Origin of the sequence: Seohaeicola sp., assembly GCF_048006315.1 — a bacterium.
Taxonomy (GTDB): Bacteria; Pseudomonadota; Alphaproteobacteria; order Rhodobacterales; family Rhodobacteraceae; genus Seohaeicola.
In genome coordinates this window covers 1,965,873-1,978,661 of sequence record NZ_CP180350.1, presented here as the reverse complement: position 1 = coordinate 1,978,661, position 12,789 = coordinate 1,965,873, and the positions used below count along the sequence as shown (strand labels likewise).

The window sequence follows — 12,789 nt, the reverse complement described above, 5'->3', positions numbered from 1 at the left end:
GCTGGCTGACCCATGTGTTTTCAAACTGCCTAAATTTTACCAGTTGATAAAAAATGGAATCGTGGAATACTGCCTGTGACGACTGAACACAGGAGAGGCCTTGATGACTGCAAATCCCCTTGCAGAAGGGATCGTGGCAGGGCGGCTTGACCCCGCAGCCTATGCCGATCATTTCGCGGACCTGCACCCGCCGCTGGACGATCACGAAGCACTGGTGGCGGCGGATCGCTGCTATTTCTGTCATGACGCGCCCTGCATCACCGCCTGTCCGACCGACATCGACATTCCCCTGTTCATCCGCCAGATCGCCACGGGCACACCCGAGGCGGCAGCGAAAACCATCTTCGACCAGAACATCCTGGGCGGCATGTGCGCCCGCGTCTGTCCCACCGAAACCCTGTGCGAACAGGCCTGCGTGCGCGAAAAGGCCGAAGGCAAGCCCGTCCTGATCGGCCAGTTGCAGCGCTATGCCACCGACACGCTGATGGCGCAGGGCGTGCACCCTTTCACCCGCGCCGCCACCACCGGCAAGCGTGTCGCGGTCGTCGGCGCGGGTCCTGCGGGCCTGTCCTGCGCGCATCGCCTCGCCATGCTGGGCCATGACGTGACGGTGTTCGACGCCCGGTCCAAGGCGGGCGGCCTGAACGAATACGGTATCGCCGCCTATAAATCCGTGGACGGCTTCGCCGAGGCCGAGGTGAACTGGCTTCTCAAGATCGGTGGCATCACCATCAAGACCGGCGCCGCCCTTGGCCGCGACGTGACGCTGGCCGAATTGCAGGCCGACCACGACGCTGTCTTTCTGGGCATGGGCCTCGGTGGCGTCAACGCGCTGGGGGTCGAGGGTGCCGACAAGGTGGGCGTGCTGGACGCCGTCGATTTCATCGAGGACCTGCGCCAGTCCACCGATCTTGCACAACTGCCCATCGGGCGCGACGTGGTGGTCATCGGCGGCGGCATGACCGCCGTGGACGCCGCCGTGCAGGCGAAACTGCTGGGCGCGCTGAACGTCAGCCTGGTCTACCGCCGCGGCCGCGACCGCATGAACGCCAGCCCCTATGAGCAGGATCTGGCCGCCTCCAAAGGCGTGCGCATCATCACCAACGCCAGCCCCGTCGCCATCCACGGCAATGGATCGGTGCGCGAGATCGAATTCGAATATACCGACAACGATCTCAAACCAACCGGCCAACGCGTCCGCCTGGCCGCCGATCAGGTCTTCAAGGCCATCGGCCAGACCCTGACAGGCGCAAACCTGCCCAACCTGCAAAACGGCAAGATCGCCGTCACCGGCGCGGGCCGCACCTCGACACCCGGCATCTGGGCGGGCGGCGATTGCGCCACCGGCGGCGATGACCTGACCGTGACAGCCGTGGCCGAAGGCCGCGACGCCGCCATGGACATCCACAGCGCATTGATGGGCTAACCGCCCAAAGGGAGACCAGCAGAATGGCCAATCTCGCATCCGAATTCGCAGGGATCAAATCCCCCAACCCCTTCTGGCTGGCCTCCGCGCCGCCCACCGACAAGGAATACAACGTCCGCCGCGCCTTTGAGGCAGGCTGGGGCGGGGTCGTGTGGAAAACGCTGGGCGAGGCTGGCCCCCCGGTGGTCAACGTCAACGGCCCGCGCTACGGCGCGATCTGGGGCGCGGATCGCCGGCTTCTGGGCCTCAACAACATCGAACTGATCACCGACCGCCCGCTCGAGGTGAACCTGCAAGAGATCAAATCGGTCAAACGCGACTACCCTGACCGCGCCATGGTCGTCTCCCTCATGGTGCCCTGCGTCGAAGAGGCGTGGAAAGCCATCCTGCCCCTGGTCGAGGAAACCGGCGCCGACGGGATCGAACTGAACTTCGGCTGCCCGCATGGCATGTCCGAACGCGGCATGGGCAGCGCCGTGGGCCAGGTGCCCGAATACATCGAAATGGTCACCCGCTGGTGCAAGCAGAACACCCGGATGCCCGTGATCGTCAAACTCACGCCCAATATCACCGATATCCGCAAACCCGCCGCCGCCGCCCATGCTGGGGGCGCGGATGCGGTCAGCCTGATCAACACGATCAACTCGATCACCTCCGTGAACCTCGACCTTTTCGCGCCGGAACCCACCATCGACGGCAAGGGCGCGCATGGTGGCTATTGCGGCCCGGCGGTCAAGCCCATCGCGCTGAACATGGTGGCCGAGATTGCCCGCACGCCGGAACTGGCGCATCTGCCGATCAGCGGCATCGGCGGCGTCACCACATGGCGCGATGCGGCCGAATTCATGGTGCTGGGCGCGGGCAACGTGCAGGTCTGCACGGCGGCCATGACCTATGGTTTCAAGATCGTGCAGGAAATGATCTCGGGCCTCAGCCAGTGGATGGACGAGAAGGGGATCGAACGTACCGCCGACATCGTGCGCCGCGCCGTGCCCAACTGCTCGGACTGGCAGCACCTGAACCTGAACTACGTCGCCAAGGCGAAAATCAACCAGGACCTCTGCATCAGCTGCGGCCGCTGCTTTGCCGCATGCGAGGATACCAGCCACCAGGCCATCGCCATGTCCGAAGATCGCGTCTTCACCGTCAAGGACGATGAATGCGTCGCCTGCAACCTCTGTGTGAACGTCTGCCCCGTGCAGGACTGCATCACGATGGAGGCGATGGCACCCGGCACCGTAGACCCCCGCACCGGCAAGGTGGTCGAGGGCGACTACGCCAACTGGACCACGCATCCGAACAACCCCGGCGCTGTGGCGGCGGAATAACGCTCTCTCCCTGAGGCGCCTTGCGCGGTCACCATCCTCCCGGTGACCGCGTTTTTTGTTGGGGGACAAGACCCCCGCCCGGGAACAGCGGCGAAGCCGCCCCGGGCAGCGACCGACCGCCCCCCGGGCGGGCGCTTTTGCAACGTTCCGTGTTGAACAGGCCGAGGATGTGATTGCACCATAAACTGCCATAGATCAGCGTTGCAGCGCCCCCCCGCGGTCGGCCGCTGGTCGGGGGGAAGGAGCACTAAGGGGGCGGTCTAGGCGGTTTAATGTTCTAGGGAGGTGTTTCTTCTCCCGGAAGAGGGTTCAGAAGTGGGTTGCTTGATCAATTAAAGGGATTCACTTGTCCACTAGTTATGTTATGTTCAGCAAGCAGGATCGCTTGGTAACCGCTGCCTTGAACAGTAGATGATAGGCGGGCCAGAGGACGCTCGACTCATAGGATATTGAGCTATCGCTTCTGGTCAAACCGGCCCCGATCCTGCGCCGTTCCTCTATGTGAGAAACCATAGTGTACGAATATTTCTGCTTGTTCTTTCGTCAAGCTAAGGTGCTTTGGATTGGTCGGTTGAAGCACTAGGCCAAAGTCTTTCACGAAGCCAAGTTCATCCTTCGCCATTATTGGAGCTAGCTTGGCTGCAGCTTCTATGCCGCGTTTCTTGTTTTCAATGTTTAAAGCTCTAAAGAACGCACTTGCGACAATGTCTGAGCATTGAAGGCCTGCATCAGAATGGTGAGGGACGTAATCTATCAATCGAAAACTTAAAAATCGAAAATCTATCTTTCGCTTGTCTAGAATCGGATTACTCTGTAATCTTAGCCATTCAAGGTATGCTTTTGTTTGTCCGTAAGAATGACCGCCGCGTTTGCTAAATAGAATTTTTATTTTATGGTCGCTGCTTGGACGGCGCTTACAGTCTTGAGCGCAAAAATCCGTGACGCGCTCAAGAAGTAAGCGAACTAGCCAGTTATAGAACCATTGCCTACCTCCTGCTTGCGCTGCTCTCTCGTTCTTATAGCCGCGCATATTTTTCTTGTTTGAAGCGATAACGAATGCCCTAGCAGGATGTGTAGCAAGCAACTCTGCAGCGCGAATTCCTTTCTTTGGGCTAAGCTCCCGAAAGTGAATCACGGATGATTGCGATTGTATATCCGTTGAAATTTCGCGCAGCCAATCACGGCATGAATTCTCGTTTTCAGATCTAATCAAATAACCCGACAAAAGTAGCCATTCGCTTGCACCACCTGAATCGATTGGGCTGACTCTAGTGAGGCCATCATCCCCTGCCTCGTCTATGTACAAAACGTATTTATAAGAACTCATCAAATCACGATCCGTCTTTCGTTCAACTAACGTTCACATATCTAGGCGAATTTGCAAGTTACGCATACTCCAGATGCACGCCGATATTTTTGTCCAATATTTTTAAATCATTCGACAAACTCCTTAAAATTCCCGTAACGCCCACGGTCAACCCATTGAAATCACTGGCCTCAGAAAATGTCCCATCATGGGACACCCCTCGGGTCAGACCTTGAGCATTCGGCGGAACATCGTCTCGAGATAGGTCGCCGCGCCGGGGAACACCCCGCCTTCAGGCATCAGCACGTTCACCTGCGCCTCGAAATCCGCATAGTGCTGGGTGGTCGCCCAGATCGAAAAGATCAGGTGCCGGGGATCGACCGGCGCGATCCGCCCCGCCGCCGCCCAGCCCGCGATCAGCGCGGCCTTTTCATCCACCAGCGGTTTCAGCCGTTTCTCCAGATGCGGGCCCATCCTTGGCGCACCCTGCAGGATTTCATTGGCGAACAGCCGGCTCTCGCGCGGATAGGCCTGCGCCATATCCAGCTTGCGCCGGACATAGGCCAGGATCTCCTCCAGCGGCTCGCCCTCCGGGTTCATCTGCTCCAGCGGGTCAAGCCAGGTCTCCATCAGCTGGTTCAGCAGCGTGACATGGATCGCTTCCTTGCCGTCGAAGTAATAGAGGATGTTCGGCTTTGATAACCCCGCCTCGGCCGCGATCTGGTCCAGCGTCGCCCCGCGAAACCCATGGGCGGAAAACACCTCGAGCGCGGCGTCCAGAATCCGCTTGCGATTGCGCGTCTGGATGCGGCTGCGCTTGACGGCAGGCTGCGCGCGCAAGGGTCCGCCACTCTTTCCTGCGTCTTTCATCAGCCCCCTCTCTGCTGCGAAATTCATCGCTAGCGGATGTGCCCCCTTGCGTCCAGACCGGCGGTTCAAGACAAATCTTGACACAGGTGACGCAGGTTGCAATCGTCAATTTACCAATTGGTAAAAAAGCGACAAGGCGCAAGTCCTTCGACATTGCTGATGGCGGCCTGCAAGGCGACGCCTGAATGTGCTGACACGGCGTCCATGACGGTCAAGACAGGGAAAGAATACGATGGCTGCACCCGGTGAAAACCTCAAGATCAACCCGGACCGGCTGTGGGACAGTCTGATGGAGATGGCCACGATCGGCCCCGGGATCGCGGGTGGCAACAACCGCCAGACCCTGACGGACGAGGATGCCGAAGGCCGCGCCCTGTTCCAGCGCTGGTGCGAGGAGGCGGGCTGCACCATGGGTCTGGACACGATGGGCAACATGTTCGCCCGGCGCGAAGGCACGGACCCCAACGCGCTGCCGGTCTATGTCGGATCGCATCTGGATACGCAGCCGACGGGCGGCAAATACGACGGGGTGCTGGGTGTTCTGGGCGGGCTGGAGGTGATCCGCACGCTGAACGATCTGGGCATCCGCACCCGCCATCCCATCGTGGCCGTGAACTGGACCAACGAGGAAGGCACGCGCTTTGCCCCCGCCATGCTGTCATCCGGCGTCTTCGCCGGCGTGCTGGAAGAGGATTGGGCCAAGGACCGTGTCGATGCAAAGGGCAAGCGCTTTGGCGACGAGTTGAAGCGGATCGGCTGGGAAGGCGACGAGCCTGTGGGCGCGCGCAAGATGCATGCCTATTACGAGCTGCATATCGAACAGGGTCCCATCCTGGAGGCGGAAGCCAAGGATGTCGGTGTCGTCACCCATGGGCAAGGCCTGCGCTGGGTGCAATGCACGGTGACGGGCAAGGGCCAGCATACGGGATCGACGCCCATGCACATGCGCCGCAACGCGGGGCGCGGACTGGCACAGGTCACCGAACTGGTGCATGAGATCGCGATGAAGCATCAGCCCGCCGCCGTGGGCGCGATCGGGCATATCGACGTCTATCCCAACAGCCGGAACGTGATCCCCGAGAAGGTTGTCTTCACGGTCGATTTCCGCAGTCATGTGCTGGACACGCTGGAGGCGATGTTGGCCGAGCTGCACGAGAAAGCGCCGGGGATTTGCGAGGCGCTGGGTTGCGCCTTCGAGGCCGAGGTGGTGGGCGCCTTTGATCCGCCCGCCTTTGACGAGGGCTGCGTGACCGCGATACGCAAGGCCTGCGAAACGCTGGGCTACAGCCATATGGACGTGATTTCGGGCGCGGGGCACGATGCCTGCTGGATCAACCGGGTCGCGCCGACGGCGATGATCATGACGCCCTGTGTCGATGGCCTGAGCCATAACGAGGCCGAAGAGATCACCAAGGACTGGGCCCGCGCCGGTTGCGACGTTCTGCTGCACGCGGTGGTCGAGACGGCGGGCATCGCCGAGTGACGAAAGGACAGGGCCGGGGGCCAACCCCCGGACCCCCGGGATATTTGAAGCAAGAAGAAACGGGGGCCACGGAGCCTGGTTTCGCGCGACAAGGAGGGTTGAGATGACCAAGGTGATCAAGGGCGGCATGGTCTGCACGGCGGACCGCACCTGGAAGGCCGATGTGCTGATCGAGGGTGAAACCATCAAGCAGATCGGCGAGAACCTGACGGGCGACACGTATATCGACGCGGAAGGCGCTTATGTCATCCCCGGCGGGATCGACCCGCATACGCATCTTGAAATGCCTTTCATGGGCACCACGGCGGCCGAAACCTTCGAGAGCGGCACTTGGGCCGCAGCCGTGGGCGGCACCACGATGGTGGTGGATTTCTGCCTGCCCGGCGCGGATGGCAGCATCAGGAACGCGATCAACGAATGGCACCGCAAGAGCGCGCCGCAGATCTGTTCCGACGTGGGCTATCACATGGCGATCACCGGCTGGAACGAGAGCGTCTTCAACGAGATGAAGGACGCGGTCGACATGGGGGTCAACAGCTTCAAGCATTTCATGGCCTACAAGGGCGCGCTGATGATCGAGGACGACGAGATGTTCGCCTCGTTCAAGCGCTGCGCGGAACTGGGCGCGCTGCCGATGGTGCATGCCGAGAATGGCGACCTGGTCGCAGAGATGCAGCAGAAATACTTTGACCAGGGGATCACCGGGCCGGAGGGTCACGCCTATTCGCGCCCGCCTGAATTCGAGGGCGAGGCCGCGAACCGCGCGATCACCATCGCCGATGCGGCGGGCGTGCCGCTTTATATCGTGCATGTCTCCTGCGAGCAGGCGCATGAGGCGATCCGGCGCGCGCGCCAGAAGGGGATGCGCGTTTACGGCGAGCCGCTGATCCAGTTCCTGACGCTGGACGAGAGCGAGTATTTCAACACCGACTGGGACCATGCCGCGCGGCGCGTGATGTCGCCCCCATTCCGCAACAAGGCGCATCAGGACAGCCTCTGGGCCGGGTTGCAGGCCGGGTCCTTGCAGGTTGTCGCCACCGATCACGCCGCCTTCAGCACCGAACAGAAGCGCGCGGGTAGGCATGATTTCCGCATCATCCCGAACGGGTCGAACGGTCTGGAGGAGCGTCTGGCCGTGCTCTGGACAGAAGGGGTCGAAACCGGACGCCTGACGCCCAACGAATTCGTCGCGGCCACCAGCACCAATGTCGCGAAGATCCTGAACATCTATCCCAAGAAGGGCGCGATCGTCGAAGGGGCGGATGCCGATATCGTGGTCTGGGACCCCAAGATCAGCAAGACGATCAGCGCCTCGAACCACCATTCGGTTCTGGATTACAACGTCTTCGAGGGTTTCGAGGTGAAGGCGCAGTCCCGCTATACCCTCAGCCGGGGCGAGGTGATCTGGGCCTGGGGGCAGAACAGCCAGCCGCAACCCGGACGCGGCCGTTTCGTGCCGCGCCCCGCATTCCCTTCGGCCAATGTCGCGCTGAGCAAGTGGAAGGAGCTGACAGCGCCCAAGATGATCAGGCGCGATCCGCTGAATATTCCGGCAGGGATCTGATCCATAACGGATTTCATGCGGACCAACGGGGGTTCGGACTTGATCCGGGACCTTGCCGCCACCCAATACTGCTGCCAGCAGGAGAAGACAGACGTGACCATCCAACCCGCGATCAACGCCCCCGTGATAAGTGCCAAGGGGCTTGATCTGACCTTTCAGACCGGCGACGGGCCGGTGCATGCCTTGCGCGATGTGACACTGGACATCGGCAAGGGGGATTTCGTCAGCTTCATCGGCCCCTCTGGCTGCGGCAAGACGACATTCCTGCGGGTGATGGCGGATCTGGAGCAGCCGACGGCGGGGCAGATCACGGTCAACGGCACCTCGCCCGAGGCGGCACGCAAGGCGCGCGCCTATGGCTATGTCTTTCAGGCGGCCGGGCTTTACCCCTGGCGCACGATCGGGGGAAATATCCGCCTGCCGCTGGAGATCATGGGATATGACCGGGCCGATCAGGATGCGCGCGTCGCGCGCGTTCTTGACCTGGTGGAGCTGGGCGGATTCGAGAAGAAATATCCCTGGCAGCTGTCGGGCGGCATGCAGCAGCGCGCCAGCATCGCACGGGCGCTGGCATTTGATGCCGATATCCTGCTGATGGACGAACCCTTCGGCGCGCTGGACGAGATCGTGCGCGATCACCTGAACGAGCAGCTTCTGAAGCTCTGGGATCGGACCGACAAGACGATCTGCTTCGTGACCCATTCGATCCCCGAGGCGGTCTATCTGTCGACCAAGATCGTCGTGATGTCGCCGCGGCCTGGCCGGATCACCGATGTGATCGACAGTCCGCTGCCAAGGGAGCGCCCGCTGGAGATCCGCGATACGCCGGAATTTCTTGAGATTGCACATCGCGTTCGCGAGGGCCTGCGCGCGGGACATGCCTATGATGATTGAGCCTGAGCGCCTTTCGCGTCGCAACGGGAGGCTTGCATGAGAAATGCCTTGCCGGTCCTGACGGTTCTGATCGCGATCCTGGCGATCTGGTATGTGGCCGTGGCCCCCATGAATATCCGTGTCGCGCTGGACCAGGCGCAGCGCGCCGGCGCGGTCCTGCAACCCGAGACGGCCCTGGAACGCCAGGAGGTATCGGTCTGGTCGCTGATGCTGCGCAATTCCGCGCAGATCGGGCAGACCTACGCGATGGAGCGGCCGCGCCTGCCCACACCGGGGCAGGTTGCCACCGAACTGTGGAGCACCACGGGCGAAATGGCGCTGAACGGGCGGGCGATGTCGAAACGTTCGCTGATCTATCATGGCTGGATCACCCTGCAATCCACGCTTTGGGGCTTTGCGCTGGGCACGGCGCTGGGCATCCTGGGGGCGGTCGCCATCGTTTATTCGCGCGTCGTGAACATGAGCTTGATGCCCTGGGCGATCATCAGCCAGACGGTCCCGATCGTGGCGCTTGCCCCGATGATCATCGTCGTGTCATCGCAGCTTGGCATTCAGGACAGGGCCGTGCCCAAGGCCATCATATCGGCCTATCTGTGTTACTTCCCGGTACTGGTGGGGATGGTGAAGGGCCTGCGCTCGCCAGCCCATGCGCAGCTTGACCTTCTCAAGACCTACAACGCCTCGGGCTTTCAGGCCTTTCTGAAGCTGCGGCTTCCGGCCTCGGTGCCTTATCTGTTCACCTCGCTGAAGGTGGGGATCGCGGCGGCGCTGGTGGGCACCATCGTGGGTGAATTGCCGACGGGTGCCATCAGCGGGCTGGGCGCGCGCATCCTGATCGGGGATCAGTTCGGCACCCCGCTGGCGATCTGGGCGGCCCTTGTGGCGGCGGCGGTTCTGGCGGGTGTGCTTGTCACCCTGCTGGATATCGCGCAGCGCGTCACACTGCGCCGCATGGGGATGGCGCCATGACCTGGCTTGTCATCGCCCTTGTCTTCTGGCTTGGCGCCTGGGCCTTCAACGCCTGGCTGGCCAATTCGCGCTGGGGCGGTCAACGCACCGCGCGGATCGCGGTGCCGGTCATCTTCGGGATCACGTTGCTGGTGCTGTGGGAAGGGCTGGTGCGCGGTCTAGGCGTGTCGCCCGTCATCCTGCCGGCCCCTTCGACCGTGGCGCAGACCTTCGCGGCATCGACCGACCTGTTGTGGGAGGATTTCCGGCAGACAGTCTTCAAGGGCGCGCTGACCGGTTTCGCCATCGGCAGTGCTGCCGCCATCGTGACGGCCATCCTGATCGACAGATCGGCCTTTCTGACACGTGGCCTTCTGCCCGTGGGCAATTTCGTGGCGGCCCTTCCCATCGTGGGCATCGCCCCCATCCTGGTCAGCTGGTTCGGCTTTGACTGGCAATCGAAGGCGGCGGTCGTGGTGGTCATGGTCTTCTTCCCGATCCTGGTGAACACCGTGCAGGGCCTGCGTGAGACCGATGCCATGCAGCGCGACCTGATGCGCACCTATGCGGCGGGATACATGCAGACCCTGTTGAAGCTGCGCCTGCCTGCGGCGATGCCTTTCGTTTTCAACGGGTTGAAGATCGCGACCACGCTGGCGCTGATCGGCGCGATCGTCGCCGAATATTTCGGCTCGCCCACACGGGGAATGGGGTTCCGCATCTCGACCGGCGTCGGCAGCCTGTCGATCGATCTGGTCTGGGCCGAAATCTTTGTCGCGGCCATCGCCGGGACAGCCTTCTATGGTATCGTGGTATGGATCGAAAGGGCGGTGACCTTCTGGCATCCGTCCCAGCGCAGATAAACAAGCCGTCAAAAAAAGAAGCCGTTGAGGCCGGGCACAACAAAAGTTCAACAAGGAGTATGAAACATGAAGAAATTGATGACCGGAGCCGTCCTTGCCATGGGGTTGGCCAGCGCTCCTGCATGGGCCGCAGATGATGTGACGCTGCAACTGAAATGGGTGACGCAAGCCCAGTTCGCAGGCTACTACGTGGCGCTCGACAAGGGCTTCTATGGAGAAGAAGACCTGAACGTGACCATCCTGCCGGGCGGTCCCGATATTGCGCCGACACAGGTTCTGGCCGGTGGTGGCGCTGATGTGACGGTGGAATGGATGCCCGCCGCACTGGCCGCGCGCGAAAAGGGTCTGCCGATGGTGAACATCGCACAGCCCTTCAAATCCTCGGGGATGATGCTGACCTGCTGGAAAGATGCAGGGATTGCCACCCCCGCCGATCTGAAGAACCGCACGCTGGGCGTCTGGTTCTTCGGCAACGAGTTCCCCTTCATGAGCTGGATGAGCCAGTTGGGCATTTCCACCGATGGAAAGGGCGAGAACGGCGTCGAGGTCCTGAAGCAGGGTTTCAACGTCGATCCGCTGATCCAGCGGCAGGCCGACTGCATCTCGACCATGACCTATAACGAGTACTGGCAGGTGATCGACGCGGGCGTGACGCCCGAGGAACTGGTGACCTTCAAGTACGAGGATCAGGGCGTCGCCACGCTTGAGGATGGTCTTTATGTGCTGGAAGAAAACCTGTCCGACCCGGCCTTCGTCGACAAGATGGCCCGTTTCGTGCGTGCGTCCATGAAGGGTTGGAAATACGCCGAGGAAAACCCGGACGAGGCGGCAATGATCGTTCTGGACAATGACCAGACCGGTGCCCAGACCGAAGCGCATCAGAAGCGGATGATGGGCGAGGTGGCCAAGCTGACCGCAGGGTCGAATGGCGCGCTGGACCCGGCAGATTACGAGCGGACCGTCGCGACGCTTCTTGCTGCGGGTTCGGATCCTGTGATCACCAAGCAGCCCGAAGGCGCATGGACCCATGTGATCAGCGATGCGGCGCTGAACTGATCTTCTTCGGATGCTCCTTTGTGAAAGGGCCGGTGAAAGCCGGCCCTTTTTCCATGCGCAAACGCGGGCGACCAAGGGATGGCCCATTGCCGCGGCATCGACTTGGGTATTGACAGGCCCCTCCTGTGATCGCAAAGTCAACCAAGCGGTCGGTTTTGATGGCTGTCGATCCCGATCCGTGTTCGGTCGCGAAACGTTCTTTTCGGGTGATCGGAGATAAGGTATCGTAAATTGACATGATGCATAATTATTAGTATACATCCTAATCGCGGGAACCTTTGGGAGGAGGGCTCATGATTTAGACTTGCGTCAGTGCCCTTGCGGGCAAATGGTCATGAAGTTCTACGGCTATTTCCGCAGCTCATCCTCCTATCGCTGCCGTATCGCGTTCAATCTCAAGGGGTTGGATTACGACTTCGTGTCGGTCCACCTGAAGCAGGGCGCGCAGAAAAGCCCCGCCTTCGCCGCGATCAACCCGCAGCGCCTGCTGCCTGCGCTTGTCACCGATGACGGCGCAGAGCTGATCCAGTCGCTGGCGATTCTCGAATGGCTGGACGAAACGCATCCCGATCCCGCGATTCTGCCCGCCGATCCGCTGGAGCGTGCCCGCGTCCGCGCCTTCGCCCAGGTCATCGCCTGCGAGATCCATCCGCTGCAGAACCTGCGGGTGCTGAAGTACCTGGCCGATGAATTCGGTGCCGATGCCGATGCGACCACGCGCTGGCTGACCCGCTGGCTGACCGAAGGGCTGGAGGCCTGCGAGGCGCTGCTGGCCAAGCGCGACCGCGAAACGCCGTTCTGTTTCGGGGATGCGCCGGGTCTGGCCGATATATGCCTTGTTCCACAGGTCTTTTCGGCGCAACGCTTCGGGGTGGATATCAGCCACCTTGAAAGGATCATGGATATAAATGCGCGCTGCGAGGCGCTTGCGGCATTTGCCGAAGCGCACCCCGCACGCCAGCCGGATTTCGAAACCTGATCCATCAGGACGTCATCCGGTCATTGAAGACCCGCACCGGGGGCAACGCCGGACGGTATCACAACATCCTAG

At 61.4% G+C, this 12,789-nt stretch carries 11 protein-coding genes; 9 read left to right on the top strand and 2 right to left on the bottom strand.

Going from position 1 to position 12,789, the window contains the following annotated elements; all coding sequences use genetic code 11:
• Positions 1 to 103 precede the first annotated feature (103 nt).
• A complete protein-coding gene (locus tag ACMUJL_RS09945; protein ID WP_068294189.1) occupies positions 104 to 1,426 on the top strand; it encodes an NAD(P)-dependent oxidoreductase in 1,323 nt (440 codons plus the stop codon).
• 23 nt (positions 1,427 to 1,449) lie between these two features.
• A complete protein-coding gene (gene preA / locus ACMUJL_RS09940) occupies positions 1,450 to 2,754 on the top strand; it encodes an NAD-dependent dihydropyrimidine dehydrogenase subunit PreA (RefSeq protein ID WP_068294186.1) in 1,305 nt (434 codons plus the stop codon).
• Positions 2,755 to 3,208: 454 nt separating this feature from the next.
• Here the strand turns inward: preA and ACMUJL_RS09935 are convergent, their stop codons facing one another.
• Positions 3,209 to 4,081 (bottom strand): DUF3800 domain-containing protein, encoded by an 873-nt coding sequence (locus tag ACMUJL_RS09935; RefSeq protein ID WP_375568600.1) that lies wholly within the window; start codon positions 4,079 to 4,081, stop codon positions 3,209 to 3,211.
• A 204-nt stretch (positions 4,082 to 4,285) separates the two neighbouring features.
• Positions 4,286 to 4,930 carry a TetR family transcriptional regulator C-terminal domain-containing protein gene (locus ACMUJL_RS09930; RefSeq protein ID WP_375568602.1) on the bottom strand — a complete coding sequence of 215 codons (645 nt, stop codon included), beginning with the start codon at positions 4,928 to 4,930 and terminating at the stop codon, positions 4,286 to 4,288.
• 232 nt (positions 4,931 to 5,162) lie between these two features.
• On the opposite strand from ACMUJL_RS09930, the gene ACMUJL_RS09925 reads away from it, so the two are divergent.
• The 7 genes from ACMUJL_RS09925 to maiA all read left to right on the top strand — a co-directional run bounded on the left by ACMUJL_RS09925 (position 5,163) and on the right by maiA (position 12,717).
• On the top strand, positions 5,163 to 6,413 hold the full coding sequence (locus ACMUJL_RS09925) for a Zn-dependent hydrolase (protein ID WP_375568604.1): 1,251 nt from the start codon (positions 5,163 to 5,165) through the stop codon (positions 6,411 to 6,413).
• 103 nt (positions 6,414 to 6,516) lie between these two features.
• Positions 6,517 to 7,977: a dihydropyrimidinase gene (gene hydA / locus ACMUJL_RS09920; protein WP_068294170.1), complete on the top strand. Its 1,461-nt coding sequence runs from the start codon at positions 6,517 to 6,519 to the stop codon at positions 7,975 to 7,977.
• Positions 7,978 to 8,070: 93 nt separating this feature from the next.
• On the top strand, positions 8,071 to 8,871 hold the full coding sequence (locus ACMUJL_RS09915) for an ABC transporter ATP-binding protein (RefSeq protein ID WP_375568606.1): 801 nt from the start codon (positions 8,071 to 8,073) through the stop codon (positions 8,869 to 8,871).
• A 36-nt stretch (positions 8,872 to 8,907) separates the two neighbouring features.
• Positions 8,908 to 9,840: an ABC transporter permease gene (locus tag ACMUJL_RS09910; protein WP_068294167.1), complete on the top strand. Its 933-nt coding sequence runs from the start codon at positions 8,908 to 8,910 to the stop codon at positions 9,838 to 9,840.
• A complete protein-coding gene (locus ACMUJL_RS09905; RefSeq protein ID WP_375568609.1) occupies positions 9,837 to 10,682 on the top strand; it encodes an ABC transporter permease in 846 nt (281 codons plus the stop codon). The genes ACMUJL_RS09910 and ACMUJL_RS09905 overlap by 4 nt, the downstream gene beginning before the upstream one ends.
• A gap of 66 nt (positions 10,683 to 10,748) precedes the next feature.
• Entirely contained in the window at positions 10,749 to 11,738 is a 990-nt protein-coding gene (locus tag ACMUJL_RS09900; protein ID WP_375568611.1) for an ABC transporter substrate-binding protein, read from the top strand.
• Between the two features lie 334 nt (positions 11,739 to 12,072).
• A complete protein-coding gene (gene maiA, locus ACMUJL_RS09895) occupies positions 12,073 to 12,717 on the top strand; it encodes a maleylacetoacetate isomerase (RefSeq protein WP_375568613.1) in 645 nt (214 codons plus the stop codon).
• Positions 12,718 to 12,789: the final 72 nt, after the last annotated feature.